The 19637-nt window shown below is 37.0% G+C and carries 17 protein-coding genes; 4 read left to right on the plus strand and 13 right to left on the minus strand.

Going from position 1 to position 19637, the window contains the following annotated elements:
- Positions 1–103: 103 nt before the first annotated feature.
- Positions 104–1273, minus strand: a complete 1170-nt coding sequence (locus Q1J40_RS03995) for an FAD-dependent oxidoreductase (RefSeq protein ID WP_301098763.1) — start codon at positions 1271–1273, stop codon at positions 104–106.
- A gap of 157 nt (positions 1274–1430) precedes the next feature.
- Here Q1J40_RS03995 and Q1J40_RS04000 point away from each other — a divergent pair, with 157 nt between their 5' ends.
- Positions 1431–2957: a YifB family Mg chelatase-like AAA ATPase gene (locus tag Q1J40_RS04000; RefSeq protein ID WP_301098764.1), complete on the plus strand. Its 1527-nt coding sequence runs from the start codon at positions 1431–1433 to the stop codon at positions 2955–2957.
- Between the two features lie 7 nt (positions 2958–2964).
- On the opposite strand, the gene Q1J40_RS04005 is transcribed toward Q1J40_RS04000, so the two are convergent.
- The 12 genes from Q1J40_RS04005 to rsfS form a co-directional block, all read right to left on the minus strand.
- Entirely contained in the window at positions 2965–3951 is a 987-nt protein-coding gene (locus Q1J40_RS04005) for a DNA polymerase III subunit delta' (protein WP_301098765.1), read from the minus strand.
- Positions 3952–3954: 3 nt separating this feature from the next.
- Positions 3955–4584 carry a dTMP kinase gene (tmk, locus tag Q1J40_RS04010; RefSeq protein WP_301098766.1) on the minus strand — a complete coding sequence of 210 codons (630 nt, stop codon included), beginning with the start codon at positions 4582–4584 and terminating at the stop codon, positions 3955–3957.
- Positions 4585–4619: 35 nt separating this feature from the next.
- On the minus strand, positions 4620–5648 hold the full coding sequence (gene mltG, locus Q1J40_RS04015; RefSeq protein WP_301098767.1) for an endolytic transglycosylase MltG: 1029 nt from the start codon (positions 5646–5648) through the stop codon (positions 4620–4622).
- A gap of 135 nt (positions 5649–5783) precedes the next feature.
- Positions 5784–6746 carry a lipoyl synthase gene (gene lipA / locus Q1J40_RS04020; RefSeq protein ID WP_301098768.1) on the minus strand — a complete coding sequence of 321 codons (963 nt, stop codon included), beginning with the start codon at positions 6744–6746 and terminating at the stop codon, positions 5784–5786.
- Between the two features lie 9 nt (positions 6747–6755).
- Positions 6756–7418, minus strand: a complete 663-nt coding sequence (gene lipB, locus Q1J40_RS04025) for a lipoyl(octanoyl) transferase LipB (protein ID WP_301098769.1) — start codon at positions 7416–7418, stop codon at positions 6756–6758.
- 66 nt (positions 7419–7484) lie between these two features.
- A complete protein-coding gene (ybeD, locus tag Q1J40_RS04030) occupies positions 7485–7781 on the minus strand; it encodes a DUF493 family protein YbeD (protein WP_301098770.1) in 297 nt (98 codons plus the stop codon).
- A gap of 132 nt (positions 7782–7913) precedes the next feature.
- Complete coding sequence (locus tag Q1J40_RS04035) at positions 7914–9086, minus strand: serine hydrolase (protein ID WP_301098771.1); 1173 nt, start codon at positions 9084–9086, stop codon at positions 7914–7916.
- A 27-nt stretch (positions 9087–9113) separates the two neighbouring features.
- Positions 9114–9920, minus strand: a complete 807-nt coding sequence (locus Q1J40_RS04040; RefSeq protein ID WP_301098772.1) for a septal ring lytic transglycosylase RlpA family protein — start codon at positions 9918–9920, stop codon at positions 9114–9116.
- A 48-nt stretch (positions 9921–9968) separates the two neighbouring features.
- Complete coding sequence (gene rodA, locus Q1J40_RS04045) at positions 9969–11096, minus strand: rod shape-determining protein RodA (protein WP_301098773.1); 1128 nt, start codon at positions 11094–11096, stop codon at positions 9969–9971.
- Positions 11089–13044: a penicillin-binding protein 2 gene (mrdA, locus tag Q1J40_RS04050; protein ID WP_301098774.1), complete on the minus strand. Its 1956-nt coding sequence runs from the start codon at positions 13042–13044 to the stop codon at positions 11089–11091. The genes rodA and mrdA overlap by 8 nt, the downstream gene beginning before the upstream one ends.
- A 7-nt stretch (positions 13045–13051) precedes the next feature.
- A complete protein-coding gene (gene rlmH, locus Q1J40_RS04055) occupies positions 13052–13519 on the minus strand; it encodes a 23S rRNA (pseudouridine(1915)-N(3))-methyltransferase RlmH (protein WP_301098775.1) in 468 nt (155 codons plus the stop codon).
- Positions 13520–13834 (minus strand): ribosome silencing factor, encoded by a 315-nt coding sequence (gene rsfS, locus Q1J40_RS04060; protein ID WP_301098821.1) that lies wholly within the window; start codon positions 13832–13834, stop codon positions 13520–13522.
- A 442-nt stretch (positions 13835–14276) separates the two neighbouring features.
- Between rsfS and rplJ the strand changes: the two genes are divergently transcribed.
- The 3 genes from rplJ (at position 14277) to rpoB (ending at position 19539) form a co-directional block, all read left to right on the plus strand.
- Positions 14277–14768, plus strand: coding sequence for a 50S ribosomal protein L10 (gene rplJ / locus Q1J40_RS04065; protein WP_121123780.1), 492 nt, complete (start codon positions 14277–14279; stop codon positions 14766–14768).
- Positions 14769–14825: 57 nt separating this feature from the next.
- Entirely contained in the window at positions 14826–15197 is a 372-nt protein-coding gene (gene rplL, locus Q1J40_RS04070; protein ID WP_301098776.1) for a 50S ribosomal protein L7/L12, read from the plus strand.
- Positions 15198–15510: 313 nt separating this feature from the next.
- A complete protein-coding gene (gene rpoB, locus Q1J40_RS04075; protein WP_301098777.1) occupies positions 15511–19539 on the plus strand; it encodes a DNA-directed RNA polymerase subunit beta in 4029 nt (1342 codons plus the stop codon).
- The last annotated feature ends 98 nt before the right edge of the window (positions 19540–19637 follow it).

The following is a 19637-nucleotide window of genomic DNA, read 5'->3' on the forward strand; positions in this document are numbered from 1 at the left end:
GATTTAGTAAAAAATTTGCAATTCTGTCCGTTTTTTATCTCTAAAAAATCAACTACTTATGTCAATTTAATTAGTCTACCCAAAATAAAAATAAGCCTACAGCCTACAAACCAATTGCATATTTCAATGCTTTCTTTTTGAATGGTGTTGCTTTTTCTGCTATTACTAATGCTATATTTCTAGCCACTTTTACAGGCAATAAATCTGTTTTGAAAGCTTTATAGAAAACATCCATACCCGTTTGCATCACTAAATTATCAGGTTTACGTTTTCGTTCATACTGTTTTAGGACTTTTTCATCTGCAAAGTTTTCGCCTTTTTTGACCGCTTGTTCAATCACTTCTAATAAGGCTTTCACATCTCTAAAGCCTAAATTTACCCCTTGCCCTGCCAAAGGATTAATTGTATGAGCAGCATCACCTACTAATACAATTCCTTGTTTTACATAGCTTTGAGCGTGTTGTCGAGTAAGAGGGAAACTTCCATGAGCTGTAACTTCAACCTGCCCCAATCGGCTTGGGAAATTATGATTAATTTCGTTAGAAAGTTGTGCGTTATCCATTTGTTTTAACTCAGCAATACGTTGTGGCGAGTCATACCATACCACACAGCCATTTTGCCCTGTTAAAGGTAAAAAGGCACGCGGACCACTTGGAAAAAATTGTTGCCATGTCGCACTTTGTTGAGGTAATTCTGTTTTCACAACCGCTAACAAACAGTGTTGACGATATTGCCAGCTAGTTAACCCAATACCAGACCAGCTACGCACAAGAGAATTAGCCCCATCACAAGCTAATAATACTGAAGCGGAATAGCTTTGTTTATCATCAAGGGTTACTGTCCAAATACCATCTTCTCGATTTGCAGAAATTTTGTCAAAACCGACCGCTTGTTGACAGTTAGGGTAATCTTGTAGTGCTTGCCATAATCCAATTTGAATGAGGTTATTTTCCACCATATAACCTAATTTATCTAAACCAAGATCTTGTGCATGAAAAGCAGTATTAAAGCCATCAATTTCCCACGTTTCTAATCCATCGTAAGGGCATACTCGCATTGATTCAATATTCTGCCATGCTCCTAATTTCTCAAGTAAATCGACAGAAGCAGCACTAATTGCAGAAATTCTGACATCATAAGGCGCATCTGGTGAAAATGTCGGTAAAGGATTTTTTTCTAATAATACGACATTTAAGCCTAATTTAGCTAAACCTAATGCAGAGGCTGCTCCTACCATGCCACCTCCAACAACAATAATATCTTGCTGATTCATTATTATTCCTTTTATTCTTATTTTGGTATCAAGTGTACTACAAGCGGTTAGTTATGCCTTGATTTTTGTAAAACTTTTGTGAAATAGATCGAAGAATCTTACTTCGCCATTATGAAAGACAGAGAGTAGTACGTACACTGTTCCAAAAGGAGAACAGATGTCATTAGCCATTATCTACAGTCGAGCATCAATAGGGATCGAAGCCCCGTTGGTGACTATTGAAGTACATATGAGCATAGGTAGCCCCGGGCTATATTTGGTTGGGTTGCCTGAAAAAAGTGTTAAAGAAGCTCAAGACAGAGTACGAAGCGCATTACTCAATGCTAATTTTGAATACCCTGCACGGCGGATTACCATTAACCTAGCCCCTGCGGATTTACCCAAAGAGGGAGGACGATTTGATTTGCCGATAGCGATTGGTATTCTAGCAGCATCGGGACAAATTGATTCAGATAAATTACGTCAATTTGAATTTCTTGGGGAATTATCACTGACAGGCCATTTACGAGGTGTTCACGGTGTCATTCCTGCGGTGTTATCGGCAGTTAAAGACAAACGAGAATTAATTTTTCCGCAACAAAACACGTCAGAGGCGGCTTTAGTTTCCGATACACAAAGCTATTGTGCCAAGTCTTTATTACAAGTGGTCAATTTTCTGAATAATCGAGATCACCTACCGATTGCCCAGCAACTTCCGCAAAAAAATGAAACAATCTCACCGCTTGTTCAACGAGATTTAACCGATATTATCGGACAACAACACGCTAAACGCACATTGATGATTGCAGCCACTGGACAACATAATCTACTTTTCCTTGGACCTCCCGGAACAGGAAAAACAATGCTTGCCAGTCGTTTGGCAGATCTACTTCCCGAAATGGAAGATAAGGAAGCTATTGAAACAGCATCCATTACCAGCTTAATGCAAAATGAATTGAACGTTCAAAACTGGAAAAAACGTCCTTTCAGAGCGCCTCATCACAGTGCCTCAATGGTTGCATTAGTGGGTGGGGGTTCGATTCCAAAACCCGGTGAAATAAGCTTAGCTAATAACGGCGTACTTTTTCTCGATGAGTTACCTGAGTTTGAGCGGAAAGTATTAGATGCATTACGACAACCTTTAGAATCAGGCGAAATCATTATTTCTAGGGCGAATGCTAAAGTACAATTTCCCGCACGTTTTCAATTAATTGCAGCTATGAATCCTAGCCCGACAGGGCATTATCAAGGCACACATAATCGTGCCTCTCCACAGCAAGTCATGCGATATTTGAATCGACTTTCAGGGCCTTTTCTTGATCGGTTTGATCTCTCGATTGAAGTACCATTACTGCCTAAAGGTGCGTTACAAAACAACAATGAACAACGAGGGGAAACAACAGCACAAGTTCGCCAACGTGTTGTCAAAGCAAGGGAAATCCAGCTTAATCGTCGAGGAAAAATCAACGCACAATTAACCACTAAAGAAATTGAGCAAGACTGTAAATTAGATCAGAAAGATGCGTTATTTTTAGAAAATGCATTATTGAAATTAGGACTTTCTGTACGAGCCTATCATCGTATTTTAAAAGTATCCCGTACCATTGCTGATTTAGCCGATTCCGCCAATATTGAGCAACCGCATATTGCCGAAGCATTGGGCTATCGTGCAATGGATAGGTTATTACAACGATTGAATGGTTAAGATATCGTTACTCAAAAACCTCTAACACAAGACGAGTAAGCCCATTGGCTAGCATTAATTCTGCATTTACTGCATTGATTTCCAGTAAATCACGTTGGATTTGTTGGATTATATGATGTCCTTTTAGTAATCCTTGTGCCGATAATCCTTGGCTAAATAGAACAATCCCTTTAAATAGGTCTGAATTAACCCAACCTGTTGAAATATTGAGTTTAGCTTTAAGTGCGTCCGTAAAGAATGAATCAATCCATTCTAGTTGCTGCAAAATGGCAGGAATTTCTTTATCAAAGGCGCTGAGAAGTAACCACACATCTTTGTGTTTATAGAAAGTCCAAAAGGTTCTTAAAAACTCTTTTCGGGTTGATAAGCGGTCAGTTTCTAAAAAAGTTTTGCAAATTAGCGGACGATTATGACAAAGACGCAATGCGGTTTCTAATTCTTCTGCTGAAAGATTAGGGAAATGGGTTGAAAGCCATTGATAAGCAGACTGAAACTCTGGTACCTGTAATAGCCACGTTTGGCAGCGACTTTGAATCGTTGCTAACATTGCCGACTGTAAAGGAGCTTTTAATAGGAAATAAACATTATCGTGAGGTTCTTCTAATGTTTTTAACAATGCATTAGCCGCCGATTCCGTTAATCGCTCTGCTCCTGCAATATAAATAACAGAATTTCCGCCTTGTTGCGAAAATTGTTGCAGTTGGTTGGTTAAATCACGGATCTGATCAACACTAATATCCTTTCCATCAATAGACTCAATTTGATGAAAATCAGGATGATTATTGCTTTCCCACAACAAACAACTTTTACATTGTCCACAAGGTTGATTTCCTTGTTTATTTTGGCATAACAACCAATGAGCAAAATCATAAATTAAGGTAGATGTTCCCAAACCGATATCTGTTTTGAATAATAAGGCGTGATGTCCTCGCCCGTTCAAAAAAGACTGGGTTAGATTTTGATAGATTTCATTATGCCAAGGATATAAATTCATACTCTATACTTTTGCAAAAGAGAGAAAGTTTTCGACCGCTTGTTGTATACCTGCTGATACCTTTTCGATAGGCTGTTCAGCATTGATCACAACGGCTTTAGGATTATTGTGCGTAAGAGCTAAATAACGCTCACGAGTACGATGGAAAAAGTCGATATGTTGTTGTTCGATCCGATCCAATGCTCCACGCCCTTTTGCTCGCTCTAATCCAATTGCAGGATCAAGGTCAAGATAAAGCGTAAAGTCAGGCTCAAAATCACCTAGGATTTTCTCACCAATATGTTCGACTAAATCGGCCAAATTTCTACCGCCACCTTGATATGCTTGGCTAGACATATTGTGTCTATCGCCAATCACCCAAGTTCCTTCAGCTAAAGCAGGTTGAATAACGGTTTCAACTAATTGAGTTCGAGCAGCGAAGATCATCAATACTTCTGCTTTATCGGTAGTATGTTCGCCATCAATACCCTCTTTCCAAAGATTGCGTAACGCCTCTGCAATTTTTGTACCACCCGGCTCTCTGGTGTTGATAAAGGAAATGTGATTAGCAGATAACACTTCACTTATAACACGCACAGCATTACTTTTGCCCGCACCTTCTAATCCTTCAACAACAATAAATTTTCCTTTCATTTGCTCTTTTCTCGCACTTGTTCTTATAACCAGAATTATTTTTTTTCTGTTCTACGTTGTCTTTCGATTTGTATCCAGTTACGCACCGCACGCTCATGTTCTGCATTAGTTTTACTGAATTTATGCCCTCCCGTTCCGTCTGCTACAAAATAAAAATAGGGTGTAGTATCTGGTTGTGACACTGCTTGAATTGCCGCTTTACTTGGCATTGCAATTGGTGTAGGCGGTAAACCATCAATTACATAGGTATTATACGGAGTTGCTTCAAGTAAATCTTTCTTATGTATATTACCATTGTAACGATTACCCATTCCATAAATAACTGTCGGGTCTGTTTGTAATTTCCATTTTGCACGCAAGCGGTTAATAAACACTGAAGCAACTTGTGGGCGTTCACTCGCAATCCCTGTTTCTTTCTCAACAATAGAGGCGAGAATGAGCATTTCATAAGGCGTTGTAAGCGGTAAACTCTCCGCTCTATTTTGCCACGCTTCGTCTAAGTTTTGTTGCTGTTTTTTATAGGCACGTTTAAGGATATCAATATCATCTGTGTGAGGTACATAGCTATAAGTATCTGGAGCAAACCACCCCTCAAGTTTTTGATAAGGAATACCCAATAACTTTGCGATTTCTTCTTCAGATTTCCCCGCCAAAGTTTGATTCAAATATTTAGCTTTCGCTAATTGCTCCCGCCAATTTTTGAAATCTTTTCCTTCAATAAATTGCACATTAAGCTGAACTTCTTTTCCATCATTAAGATGTTGCAATAGCCCTTCAACTGTTTCAATTCCATCAAGTGAGTAAACACCTGCTTTAAAATGACTTAATTCTGGATGTAACCGAATTAAATAAGGAAGAAGTTTTGTATTTTGCGTAATCCCTTGTTCTTCAAGCAATTTCGCTAATTTTTGACTAGATGTCCCTCTTTCAATAACTAAAAGTTGTTCTGGGTTTGCGGTAATTTTTCTATGGGCTAAAGCCTCTAACTGTTGATAGGCATATACTCCCCCACCAATAATAATAACCACAAGAAATGTGAATAAAATAAAAAATTTTTTTAGCATAAGTAGCGATATTGTATTAATAAAATCCTGCCGAACATTACTATAACTTTCTATGAAAATCTATGATTTATTAGTAGAGTTTATGCAGAAAAGAAAGAAAAAAATAAAGCTCCATAGAGCTTTATTTTTGTGAAATTATTTAACTAACTGGCCACTTGCCTGAAGATCAGCATGATAAGAGGAGCGAACAAAAGGTCCACAAGCGGCGTGTTCAAAGCCCATATCATTTGCTTTTTCACGGAACATATCAAATTCTGTTGGATGAACATAACGAGCTACTGGTAAATGGTGGCGACTTGGTTGTAAATATTGCCCTAAAGTAAGCATTGTTACACCGTTCGCTCTTAAATCACGCATCACATCTAAAATTTCTTCGTTTGTTTCGCCTAATCCAACCATAATACCAGATTTAGTTGGAATATCTGGAAATTCAGCTTTAAATGCTTTTAGCAATTTAAGCGACCATTCATAGTTGGCACCTGGACGAATATCATGATATAAACGTGGAACGTTCTCTAAATTATGATTAAACACATCTGGTGGATTTTCTTTTAAAATTTCAATCGCTTGTTCAATACGACCTCGGAAATCTGGTACAAGGATCTCAATTTTGATTCCTGGATTGACCGCTCGAATTTCTTTTACACAAGCAGCAAAGTGAGCAGCACCACGATCAGGTAAATCATCACGATCAACAGAGGTGATTACCACATATTTTAATTTCATATCTTGGATTGTTTCTGCTAATTTTTTTGGTTCGTCTTGATCTAATGGAAGAGGCTTGCCGTGTGCAACATCACAGAAAGGACAACGGCGTGTACAAATTGCCCCCATAATCATAAATGTTGCAGTACCATGGTTAAAGCATTCATGTAAGTTTGGGCAAGATGCCTCTTCACATACGGAATGTAATCCATGGCGACGCATACCTGTTTTGATACTTTGAACACGATCTAAATTTTTAGGTAATTTTATCTTCATCCATGATGGTTTTTTCAATAATTCTTGGTCAGGATCGATATTTTTTACGGGAATAATAGAGGTTTTTGCAGCATCACGATATTTGACACCTCTTTCCATTTTAAATGGTGTACCCATTTCGTACTCCTATTTGTTAATAATATGTTGCTCATTATACCCGAGAATATCGGTAAAGTAATGAACCAATTTAGGTGCAATGCTCTCACAAGTTGCTTGTTCTTGAGGAATAAAATCTGCCATTTGACACATCTCTAACCCAGCATACCCACAAGGGTTAATATTATGGAATGGAGTTAAATCCATATTGATATTAAGCGCTAATCCATGGAAAGAACGTCCTTTACGAATTTTTAGCCCTAAAGAGCAAATTTTCTTTTTATCGACATACACGCCCGGTGCTTCCGGTTTTGGATAAGATTCAATATTGTAATCAGCAAGAGTTTTAACAACACATTGTTCTAATGCGGTAACTAATTGACGTACACTTAATTCATTCCCATTAGCTTTATGGCGTTTAATATCGATCAGTACATACATTACCTGTTGCCCAATTCCGTGATAGGTAATTTGTCCACCTCTATCCGAGTGTACTACTGGAATATCCGTTTGATAAAGTAAATGCTCAGGTTTACCTGCTGAACCCTGTGTAAATACAGAAGGGTGTTGAACTAACCAAATCTCATCAGGCGTTGTTTCTGTTCTTGCGTCTGTAAAATCTTGCATTTTATGCCATATTTCTTGGTAATCTTGGATACCAAGTTGGCGAATGATAAGTGTTTGAGATGTCATGTTTATTTACCACATTAGGGAAGGACGCATAGACACGTCCTTGATTAATTTGGAAATAAGAAGGGATTATAACACCATTCTTACTCCTTCAATTTTTGCCAAATTTGTATAAAGTGTTTCTACTTGTTCAATATTATCAGGTTGTAATGTAATTGATACAGAGTGATAAGATCCTTTTCCACTTTCTTTAAGGGTTGGTGAATAATCCCCCTTAACCACTTTTTGCACCTCATTTACTACATCTTCCATTAGTCCATCTCGCTTAATACCAACAACTTTGAAAGTAAAAGAACATGGAAAAGATAAGAGTTCTCTTAGTGATGCAGCTGGAACTTGAGATAAATTTACTGTTCTATTATTCATATTTTCCTCATAAATATAACGAGCAGTAATTATTTTAAATAATGATTACTGCCCTAGTGCTTATAGCGATAAGATATGGGGATTATTTTTAAAATTACAAGTTTGTTAATCCCATCGCAAAAGGGTAGTTACTTAATTAAATAATCCTTTAACAGTCAATACAATCCAATCCCACGCTTTACCAAAAATACCTGCTTCTGCGACATCTTGCATCACTTGTAAATCAATGCTGGCAATAGGTTTATCATTTAATTGATAAATAATTTTACCGACAACTTGCCCTTTAGTTAGAGGTGCTTCAAGATTCTTCTTATATAACTCGTAACGAGCTTTTAACTCTCCAGTTTTACCTTTTGGTACAGTAATATAACTATCTTTAAGTGTACCTAAAGGAACTTTATTAGCATCTCCATAATAAATTGTTTGTTCAGAAACATTTTGACCTGCTGAAATTGGTTTTACAGTTTCAAAATTTGCAAAACCCCATTGTAAAAGTTTCTTGCTTTCTATTTCTCTTCCTTTAAGCGTTTCAACCCCCATGACAACAGAGATAAGTCGAGTATTAGTATTATAAGCAGAAGCAACTAAGTTATAGCCTGCTTTATCGGTATGACCTGTCTTCATACCATCTACATTCATGGTTTTATCCCAAAGTAAGCCATTACGGTTTGGTTGCTTAATTTTATTAAATGTAAAATCCTTTTCTGAATAGATTTTGTATTCATTAGGTAAATCACGAATAATATGACTACCAATAATAGCCATATCCCTTGCTGATGAATATTGATTAGGATTATCCAAACCATGAACTGTCTCAAAATTAGTATTTTTTAAACCGAATTGTTGTACATATTTATTCATCGTATTAATAAAAGCTTGCTGTGAACCAGAAATATATTCAGCAAGTGCAACTGAAGCATCATTACCTGATACAACAATAATACCTCGGTTAAGATCTTCAACAGATACTTGTTGGTTTAAATTAAGAAACATTTTAGATGATCCCGGAAAATTTTTACCCCATGCGCTATCAGTGATAGTAACAAGATCATTATTATTAATTTGACCTGCTTTTAACGCTGATCCAATGACATAACTCGTCATCATTTTAGTTAAACTAGCTGGGTATTGACGCTGATCTGGGTTTAAACTTGCCAACACTGCACCTGAATTATAATCCATTAAAATATAGGTTTGAGCATTAATTTGAGGAACAGCAATATCAAATGATGTTTCTGCATAACTACTCACTGAAAAAATGAGAGTTGATAAAATTGTTGATTTAATTAATTGAGTTTTAAACATAACTTTTCCCATATTTATTGTAATGATTTATTGAATATCAGCTTTAATTGCCAAGTAGCTACCTTTACCTTTTATTTTTAAAGGAAGTCTTTCTCTTTTAGCCAAATTCATCAAAGTATAAACGCCTTTTCCTGAAATATAACCTTGGCGATCAACCTGTAATGCCTCTATTTTCACTCGTGCTGTTCCTGTATTTAACATTCCAATCTCACGAGCAGCGGCAACAGAAAGATCGATCACTCGCCCATTACTAAATGGACCTCTATCATTAATTCTAACAATGATTTTTCTACCATTTCTTAAATTAGTCACTAAAGCATAAGATCCTAAAGCTAGCGTTTTATGAGCTGCAGTGAACGTATTTTTATCATAAATTTCACCACTTGCCGTCTTCTTACCATGAAATTGTGTACCGTAGTAGCTTGCAACACCTGTTTGACTAAATTGACGAGATGTCTCCTTATTAATTGTCGTATGAGTTTTCCCTTTGATAGTGTAACTGGAAATTTGGTTATTTACTTTAACATAAGTAAGTTTCTCTCCCTTAATACCATAAAGTTTTTTTGTTTCATTGCTTACTATTTTTTTAGCTTTTTTCTTTTCTTTAGTAATTTTTTTTGTATGCACGTTCTTTGAGATCTTTTTTGCTAAAGTCTTTTTTTGTGCTTTTGTATTTTTCTTAGTCTTTGTTACTTGCCTAGCCGTACTTTTTTTCTTAGTCGCTGAAACTTTTTTTGTAACTATCTGGGATGTTTTTTCTGTTTTTGCTTGAACAGAATGAACACTAAATAAAATTAACGTCGATAATAATAGTGTAATTATTTTACGAAACATCGTTATTTCTCCTATCTCGCTACTGAATAATACTTACAGTAGTATTGATTATTTTAGTTGATTATATGGATTATCTTTATCTTTTTGATCTCGATGAACATAAACTGACATCATTAATCCAAACGCAGCCATCAGAGTAACATATGAAGTGCCACCATAACTTACTAACGGTAATGGAACACCAACAACGGGTAAAATACCACTTACCATGCCGATATTTACGAAGACATAAACGAAGAAAAGCAAGGCTGTTCCTCCAGATATAATGCGTCCAAAAGTAGAAGTTGCTTTTGCTCCAACTGTTAAGCCTCGAGCAATAATAAATAAGTAAAGACTGAGTAAAATTAACACACCAATTAAGCCATGTTCTTCTCCCAGTACTGCAAAAATAAAATCAGTATGAGGCTCAGGTAAAAACTCTAATTGAGATTGAGTTCCTTCCATCCATCCTTTACCCTCTATACCACCGGAGCCAATCGCAATTTTTGATTGAATAATATGGTAACCTGCTCCCAAAGGATCTTTCTCAGGATCAATTAACATTAATACCCTTGTTTTTTGGTAGTCATGCATAAGGTAGAACCACATAATTGGAATAAATCCAGCTAAAAAGACCACTCCAGCTATAATAAGTTTCCAACTTAATCCTGCCAAAAATAAAACAAAGAGTCCTGCTGCACAAATTAAAATAGCCGTTCCCAAATCAGGCTGAGTCGCAACCAATAATGTAGGAAGTACAATAATTGATAATGCAACGACAGTATCCTTAAAATTAGGTGGTAGTGCTCTATTTCCTAAATAAGTGGCAACCATTAATGGTACAGATAATTTTGCGATTTCAGAAGGTTGAAAACGAATAAATCCCAAATTTAACCATCTTTGCGCCCCTTTACTGATTTCTCCAGTTACATCAACTAAAACTAATAAAAAAATACACAATATATATAGATATGGGGAAATTTTTTGATAAAAATTAGGTGGAAATAATGCCATTAATATCATTAACCCTAACCCCAAAGAAACTTGGATTAAGCGGTTTACAAACATTGATTCATTTGCACCACTTGCACTATAAAGAACCAGTAGCCCATATCCTGTAATCGCAAGTAATCCAAGTAACAGCAATAAATCTAATGAAAATATCTTCCAACATCGAGATAAAAATGATTTATTCATGAACTTCTCCACCATTATTCCTTGCAAGCGGTGAGTTTACTAGATTATTTTGTAAACCCTCTGTTTTTTTATCTAACGGATGTTGTAATACATAATCAATTATCTTACGAGCAATAGGTGCCGCCATACTTGAGCCTCCCCCTGCATTTTCTAGAATAATTGATACAACAACTTGAGGTTTATCATAAGGAGCAAAAGAGGTAAACCAAGCATGATCTTGTAAACTCTTTTTTACAGAGTTTTTATCATAATTTTTACCTTTTAAACTAAATACTTGTGCTGTACCTGACTTTCCTGCTGCACGGTAAGCTGCACCTCTAAAAGCTTTTCTTGCAGTCCCATTTGGTGCATTAATTACATTGTACATTCCCGTCTTTGCAATATTCCAATACTGCAGAGGAGCTTTGATATCTTCATACAATAATGGATCTTTATATGGATGAATCTCGCTAGACATGATTTGACTCATTAAATGAGGTGTATTGACTTGCCCATTATTAATCAAAATCGCTGTTGCTTTTGCTAATTGTAAAGGTGTAGCAATCCAATACCCTTGTCCAATTCCAATAGAAATAGTGTCACCTGGTATCCAGTCTTTTTTATAGCGACTTTTTTTCCACTCTCTTGATGGCATAACACCTGTTGATTCTTCATTAATATCAATACCTGTTTTCAGACCAAACCCGAAGCGTTTCATCCAGTAAGAAATCTTGTCAATTCCCATATCGTAAGCAACTTGATAAAAGAAAGTGTCAGATGACTCTGTAATCGCTTTGATAATATCAGTTCGACCATGTCCACTTTTTTTCCAATCTCGGAATTTTTGTGCTGTACCAGGTAACACCCAATATCCCGGATCAAAAACAGTCGTAGCAGATGTAATCTTACCTTCCGTTAGAGCTGCTACTGTCATAAATGGTTTAATTGTTGAAGCGGGAGGATACGTCCCTTGAGTCGCTCGACTGTATAATGGACGATCTTCATTATCCAGTAAGGCTTTATAGTCTTTACTTGAAATACCATCAACAAATAAATTATTGTCATAGCTTGGGTTGGTTACCATTGCTAAAATACTGCTATCCTTTGGATCAAGCACTACGATAGCACCTTTATGACTACCAATTAAACTTGCTACATATTGTTGAAGATCAACATCTAGTGTTAGACGTACACTACTTCCTGCAATAGCTGGCTGATCACGTAATTTTCTAATTACCTTCCCGCGATTATTAATTTCAACCTCTTCAAAACCTGTTGTACCATGTAGTTGCTCTTCATAAAATTTTTCTATACCTAATTTACCAATATCATTAGAACCTGCATAATCACCATATCTTCCTTCATTTTCCAGACGCTTTTTATCCCTATCATTGATTTTAGCCACATAGCCTAGAATATGTGTCAAAATATTGCCATAAGGATAAGTTCGTTTAAAATATGGATGAACATCTAATCCAGGGAAACGATATTGTAGGACAGAAAATCTAGCAATCTGTTCTTCAGATAGATTGGGTTTCAATAGAACAGGCGTATAACGAGAAGATCGAAGTTTTTCTTTCTTATAATTTTCAATATCATCATCATTCAGCCCCACTAATAATTTTAATTCATTAAAGGTATCCTCTAAATTTTCAACTTTTTCTGGCACAATATACAATCCAAAAAAAGTTATATTTTCAGCCAATACCTTTCCATTTCTATCATAAATTAAACCCCGAGTGGGTGGGACAGGTAACAGTTTTATACGGTTTCCATTAGAACGTGTTTGGTAAGATTCATAATCTCTAACCTGTAAATTATACAAATTGGTAAGCAATACTCCTGTTAACCCCAATACTCCCAAAAAAGCAATAATGGCTCGCCTTATGAATAAATTTGCTTCGGCTCGACCATTACGAACTTTTTCATAATTTTTTGCTGGTGTTAATTTCCCAAATTTACTAAACATACAAAAACTATTCTCGATGATAAGGATGATTTGTTGTTAATGACCAAGCTCTATATAAGCTTTCCGCCACAACTATCCTAACAAGAGGATGAGGTAAGGTAAGTGGCGATAAAGACCAACTTTGCTCTGCTGCCACTTTACATTCAGGCGATAACCCTTCAGGTCCTCCGATTAACAAACACACATCTCGCCCATCGCTTTTCCACGCTTCAAATTGTTGTGCCAATTGTGGGGTTGTAGAGGCTTTTCCAGGAATATCAAGCGTAACAATTAACCCTCGCCCAGCGGCAGCGAGCATTGCTTTACCCTCTTGTTCCAAAATTCGTTTAATATCAGCATTTTTCCCACGCTTACCAGAAGGAATTTCAATTAACTCTAATGGAATATCTTTAGGGAAACGACGCTGATAAGATTCAAAACCTTTGATTACCCAATCTGGCATCTTGGTTCCGACTGCGATTAGTTTGATTTTCATTTATGCCCAAAGTTTCTCAAGTTGATACATTTCTCGACTTTCATTTTGTAAAATATGTACAATGGCTTGCCCAAAATCAATCACAATCCAATCAGCAACTGCTTTTCCTTCTTGAGCAAAAATATCAATACCTACTTTTTTACTTTCTTCAATTAGATTATTTGCTGTAGAAGCTACGTGACGACTTGATGTTCCTGTACAAATTATCATTGTATCGGTAATACTTGATTTTCCTTTAACATCAATTGCTTGAATATCTTGTGCTTTTAAAGCTTCTAAGGTTGAAGTTAGAAAGTCTGTGAGATTAATTTCCATCATAAATAATTTTATTTCGCTATAAATAATAAAAGGGGAAGATTGTAACATAAAATTTCCCTTAGTTTGTTAATGAAAAAGACAAACATCGTATCCTGTAAATAACTACATATAACCTTATCTACATAAAAAACAATAAAATCAGTTTACATTTCATATATAAATAGGTAAAATTCACTTTTGCAGATAATTTTTATTAGATTTCTGTAAATTTTGATGGTGCTTGCCTATCAAGCCCCGTCCAAGACCGTAGGTGAACTAATTCATTATCATTTATAATAAAATTAGTTCTTAATCTAGCAAACCTACGTAGATGGTGAACAGACAGAATACTCTGCTTCTGGACACCTTAGGCTCAAAAACGGTTGTGTAAAGCGGTCGCTTTTTTGAGATTTTTTGTAAATTCCACGTTTTTTGTGGAGTGTATCAGGAGCTAAAACCAATGGCATTAAATCTTCAAGACAAACAAGCAATTGTTGCTGAAGTAAATGAAGCTGCTAAAGGTGCCCTTTCTGCTGTTGTTGCGGATTCCCGTGGTGTAACAGTAGATAAAATGACTGAGTTACGTAAAACTGCTCGAGAAGCAGGCGTTTCATTGCGCGTTGTTCGTAATACTTTATTACGTCGTGCAGTTGAAGGCACTGAATATGAGTGTTTAAAAGATACGTTCACTGGTCCAACTCTTATTGCATTCTCTAACGAGCATCCAGGTGCGGCAGCACGTTTGCTTAAAGACTTTGCAAAAGCAAATAAAGAGTTTGAAATTAAAGGTGCTGCCTTTGAAGGTAAATTGCAAGATATCGAATTCTTAGCAACATTACCAACTTACGAAGAAGCAATTGCACGTTTAATGGGTACAATGAAAGAAGCTGCGGCAGGCAAACTTGTTCGCACTCTTGCGGCATTACGCGACAAATTACAAGAAGCTGCATAATTTATTTTAAAGCACTTCTTAAATCGTTTAACTTATTTATTTTAGGAATTGATTGTTATGTCATTAACTAACGAACAACTTATCGAAGCTATCGCTTCTAAATCAGTATCAGAAATCGTTGAATTAATCGCTGCGATGGAAGAAAAATTTGGTGTTTCAGCAGCAGCTGCTGCAGTTGCAGTAGCAGCTGGTGGTGCAGCAGAAGCAGCAGAAGAAAAAACAGAATTTGATGTTGTATTAACAAATGCTGGCGGTAACAAAGTCGCTGTAATCAAAGCAGTACGTACTGCAACAGGATTAGGCTTAAAAGAAGCTAAAGACTTAGTAGAATCAGCACCTGCAACATTAAAAGAAGGTGTATCTAAAGGCGAAGCTGAAGAACTTAAGAAAGCTTTAGAAGAAGCTGGTGCGCAAGTAGAAATCAAATAATTTTTGATTCACTTGTGAGTCCTTCTTTAAGGCAAAATGGCTGGTGGTTATTCCATCAGCCATTTTGTGCTTAAAAGAAATAGGTAGATTTTGTCGTTTTAGTCTATTCTAATTTTTACACTAATCTTCTGATTTTATTAAGATTAGTGATATATCCCCCCGAACTTACCGCTTTAAGTAGTGATTTTTGACTTATTGTTTGGTGATCGGAAAAACGACACCTCGTACACATTTATAATGCCACTTCCTGCCTGTCTTAAAGGCGGTTTGTGAAACTCAACAACCAAAAAGAAAAATCAGAGGCTATCTAAAAATGGCATACTCATATTCCGAGAAAAAGCGTATTCGTAAGAGCTTTGGCAAACGCTCACAGGTTCTTAATGTACCTTATCTATTAACAATTCAGCTTGACTCTTTTGATAAATTTATTCAAAGAGACCCTGAAGGACAACAAGGTTTAGAAGCGGCATTCCGTTCAGTTTTCCCGATTGTAAGTAACAATGGTTCAACTGAATTACAATACGTTTCCTATGAACTTGGTGAACCATCATTCGATGTTCGTGAATGTCAAATTCGTGGTACAACTTATGCTGCACCACTTCGTGTTAAATTGCGTTTAGTAACCTTCGACCGTGAAGCAGCGGCAGGTACTGTAAAAGATATTAAAGAACAAAGTGTCTATATGGGAGAAATCCCACTGATGACTGATAACGGAACTTTCGTTATCAATGGTACAGAGCGTGTTATTGTTTCACAATTACATCGTAGTCCTGGTGTGTTCTTTGATTCAGATAAAGGTAAAACACACGCATCAGGTAAAGTTCTTTATAATGCAAGAATTATTCCTTATCGTGGTTCTTGGTTAGATTTTGAATTCGATCCAAAAGATAATCTTTATGCGCGTATCGACCGTCGTCGTAAATTACCTGCAACTATTATTTTACGTGCATTAGGTTACACAACAGAAGAAATCTTAGATTTATTCTTCGACAAAATTCATTTTGAAGTTAAAGATAATCAATTATTGATGACCCTTGTACCAGAACGTTTACGTGGTGAAATTGCAGGGTTCGATATTGAAGCAAATGGTAAAGTTTACGTAGAAAGTGGTCGTCGTATTACTGCCCGTCATATTAGAGCATTAGAAAAAGATAATATTACCCAAATTGTTGTCCCAACAGAATATATCGTAGGCCGTGTTACTGCTAAAGACTATATTGATCTTGAAACAGGTGAGATAGTTTGCCCTGCGAATATGGAAATTTCATTAGAAATGTTGGCAAACCTTGTTAAAGCAGGCTATAACGAAATCGAAGTATTATTTACTAATGATTTAGACTACGGTCCTTATATTTCTGAAACATTACGTGTTGATCCAACTCACGATCGTTTAAGTGCGTTAGTTGAAATTTACCGTATGATGCGCCCAGGCGAACCACCAACAAAAGAGGCGGCAGAAGGCTTATTTGACAATATGTTCTTCTCAACTGACCGCTATGATCTTTCTGCGGTAGGTCGTATGAAGTTCAATCGTTCACTTGATATTCCTGAAGGCGTAGGTACAGGGATTTTAAGCAACGATGACATCGTCGGCGTAATGAAAAAATTAATTGAGATCCGTAATGGTCGTGGTGAAGTTGATGATATCGATCACTTAGGAAACCGTCGTATTCGTTCTGTAGGTGAAATGGCAGAAAACCAATTCCGTATTGGTTTAGTGCGTGTTGAACGTGCTGTTCGTGAGCGTCTTTCATTAGGTGATTTAGATGGCGTAACTCCACAAGATTTAATCAATGCGAAACCAATTTCAGCAGCAGTGAAAGAGTTCTTTGGTTCATCACAACTTTCACAATTTATGGACCAAAATAACCCACTTTCAGAAGTTACGCACAAACGTCGTATTTCTGCATTAGGTCCGGGTGGTTTAACTCGTGAACGTGCAGGCTTTGAGGTTCGAGATGTTCACGCAACTCACTATGGTCGTGTATGTCCAATCGAAACACCTGAAGGTCCAAACATCGGTTTGATCAACTCACTTTCTGTGTATGCTCGTACTAATGACTACGGTTTCTTAGAAACTCCATATCGTAAAGTGGTTGATGGTCAAGTAACTGAAGAAATCGAATACTTATCAGCAATTGAAGAAGGTAACTATGTTATCGCTCAGGCTAACTCAAACTTAGATGACGATTTCCGCTTTACTGATACTTATGTAACTTGTCGTGGTGAACACGGTGAATCTGGTTTATATCGTCCAGAAGAAATTCACTATATGGACGTTTCTACACAACAAGTCGTTTCTGTTGCGGCAGCGTTGATTCCGTTCCTTGAACACGATGATGCGAACCGTGCCTTAATGGGTGCGAACATGCAACGTCAAGCAGTACCAACACTACGTGCGGATAAACCATTAGTCGGTACAGGTATCGAAAAAGCAGTAGCACTTGACTCTGGTGTAGCGGTTGTTGCGAAACGTGGTGGTACAATTCAATATGTGGATGCGTCACGTATCGTTGTTAAAGTCAATGAAGACGAAACTATCGCTGGTGAAGCGGGTATCGATATTTATAACTTAATTAAATACACTCGTTCAAACCAAAATACTTGTATCAACCAATTACCTTGTGTGAAATTAGGTGAACCAGTTGAACGTGGCGAAATCTTAGCAGATGGCCCTTCAACAGATTTAGGTGAATTAGCATTAGGTCAAAACATTCGTGTAGCATTCATGCCTTGGAATGGTTATAACTTCGAAGACTCAATGTTAGTATCTGAACGTGTTGTACAAGAAGATCGTTTCACTACTATTCACATCCAAGAATTATCTTGTGTGGCTCGTGATACTAAACTTGGTGCGGAAGAAATCACAGCGGATATTCCAAACGTAGGTGAATCAGCATTAAGTAAATTAGATGAGTCTGGTATCGTTTATATCGGTGCAGAAGTGAAAGGTGGCGACATCTTAGTAGGTAAAGTTACTCCTAAAGGTGAAACACAATTAACTCCAGAAGAAAAATTACTTCGTGCAATCTTCGGTGAAAAAGCGTCTGATGTTAAAGATTCTTCTTTACGTGTACCAAATGGTACATCAGGTACGATTATCGACGTTCAAGTTTTCACTCGTGACGGCGTTGAAAAAGATAAACGTGCAAAAGAAATTGAAGAAATGCAACTCCGTGATGCGAAGAAAGATCTTGTTGAAGAGTTAGAAATCTTAGAAGCAGGCTTATTCACACGTGTTCGTAACCTATTGATCGAAGGTGGTGTTGCTGAATCAACATTAGATAACTTACCTCGTGAAAAATGGTTAGAACAAACTTTAGATAACGAAGCAAAACAAAATCAATTAGAGCAACTTGCTGAACAACATGAAGAGTTACGTAAAGAGTTTGAACATAAACTAGAAGTTAAACGTAACAAGATCATCCAAGGCGATGATCTTGCACCGGGTGTATTAAAAGTTGTTAAAGTATATCTTGCAGTGAAACGTCAAATCCAGCCGGGTGATAAAATGGCGGGACGTCACGGTAACAAAGGGGTTATCTCAAAAATCAACCCTGTTGAAGATATGCCATACGATGAAAACGGTCAGCCAGTTGAGATCGTATTGAATCCACTAGGGGTTCCATCTCGTATGAACATCGGTCAGATCTTAGAAACTCACTTAGGCTTAGCAGCTCGTGGTATCGGTGATCAAATCAACCAGATGATCAAACAACAACAATCTATCGCTAAATTACGTGAATATATCCAAAAAGCGTATGACTTAGGCCACGGCGCTCAAAGCGTAGATTTAAATACATTCTCTGATGAAGAAGTATTACGTTTAGCAGAAAACCTCCGTAAAGGTTTACCACTTGCTACACCTGTATTTGATGGTGCTCACGAAGATGAAATCAAAGGATTATTAGAATTAGGTGGTTTACCAACTTCTGGTCAAATTACTTTATATGATGGTCGTACAGGTGAAAAATTTGAGCGTCCAGTAACCGTTGGTTATATGTATATGCTCAAATTGAACCACTTAGTTGATGACAAAATGCACGCACGTTCAACTGGTTCTTATAGTCTTGTTACACAACAACCATTGGGTGGTAAAGCTCAATTCGGTGGTCAGCGTTTCGGTGAGATGGAGGTATGGGCATTAGAAGCATACGGTGCTGCTTATACTCTACAAGAAATGCTAACTGTGAAATCTGATGATGTGAACGGTCGTACGAAGATGTATAAAAATATCGTCGATGGTACACACTATATGGAACCGGGTATGCCAGAATCTTTCAACGTTATTACGAAAGAAATTCGTGCATTAGGTATCGATATGGAGTTGGATGAAGCATAAATACGTTAAATTCCCTCGGAATTGAAACGTATCGCAAGCGGTCAGATTTGCAAAATATTTTACAAAACTCACCGCTTGCAAAGCCAGATTTTCTCGTT

Source organism: Otariodibacter sp. (assembly GCF_029256985.1).
GTDB lineage: Bacteria > Pseudomonadota > Gammaproteobacteria > Enterobacterales > Pasteurellaceae > Otariodibacter.

Excerpts from the sequence above, each read along its gene's own strand:
- Q1J40_RS03995 (WP_301098763.1), bottom strand. The coding sequence starts at position 1,273 with ATGAATCAGCAAGATATTATTGTTGTTGGAGGTGGCATGGTAGGAGCA.
- Q1J40_RS04000 (WP_301098764.1), top strand. The coding sequence starts at position 1,431 with ATGTCATTAGCCATTATCTACAGTCGAGCATCAATAGGGATCGAAGCC.
- Q1J40_RS04005 (WP_301098765.1), bottom strand. The coding sequence starts at position 3,951 with ATGAATTTATATCCTTGGCATAATGAAATCTATCAAAATCTAACCCAG.
- tmk (WP_301098766.1), bottom strand. The coding sequence starts at position 4,584 with ATGAAAGGAAAATTTATTGTTGTTGAAGGATTAGAAGGTGCGGGCAAA.
- mltG (WP_301098767.1), bottom strand. The coding sequence starts at position 5,648 with ATGCTAAAAAAATTTTTTATTTTATTCACATTTCTTGTGGTTATTATT.
- lipA (WP_301098768.1), bottom strand. The coding sequence starts at position 6,746 with ATGGGTACACCATTTAAAATGGAAAGAGGTGTCAAATATCGTGATGCT.
- lipB (WP_301098769.1), bottom strand. The coding sequence starts at position 7,418 with ATGACATCTCAAACACTTATCATTCGCCAACTTGGTATCCAAGATTAC.
- ybeD (WP_301098770.1), bottom strand. The coding sequence starts at position 7,781 with ATGAATAATAGAACAGTAAATTTATCTCAAGTTCCAGCTGCATCACTA.
- Q1J40_RS04035 (WP_301098771.1), bottom strand. The coding sequence starts at position 9,086 with ATGTTTAAAACTCAATTAATTAAATCAACAATTTTATCAACTCTCATT.
- Q1J40_RS04040 (WP_301098772.1), bottom strand. The coding sequence starts at position 9,920 with ATGTTTCGTAAAATAATTACACTATTATTATCGACGTTAATTTTATTT.
- rodA (WP_301098773.1), bottom strand. The coding sequence starts at position 11,096 with ATGAATAAATCATTTTTATCTCGATGTTGGAAGATATTTTCATTAGAT.
- mrdA (WP_301098774.1), bottom strand. The coding sequence starts at position 13,044 with ATGTTTAGTAAATTTGGGAAATTAACACCAGCAAAAAATTATGAAAAA.
- rlmH (WP_301098775.1), bottom strand. The coding sequence starts at position 13,519 with ATGAAAATCAAACTAATCGCAGTCGGAACCAAGATGCCAGATTGGGTA.
- rsfS (WP_301098821.1), bottom strand. The coding sequence starts at position 13,834 with ATGGAAATTAATCTCACAGACTTTCTAACTTCAACCTTAGAAGCTTTA.
- rplJ (WP_121123780.1), top strand. The coding sequence starts at position 14,277 with ATGGCATTAAATCTTCAAGACAAACAAGCAATTGTTGCTGAAGTAAAT.
- rplL (WP_301098776.1), top strand. The coding sequence starts at position 14,826 with ATGTCATTAACTAACGAACAACTTATCGAAGCTATCGCTTCTAAATCA.
- rpoB (WP_301098777.1), top strand. The coding sequence starts at position 15,511 with ATGGCATACTCATATTCCGAGAAAAAGCGTATTCGTAAGAGCTTTGGC.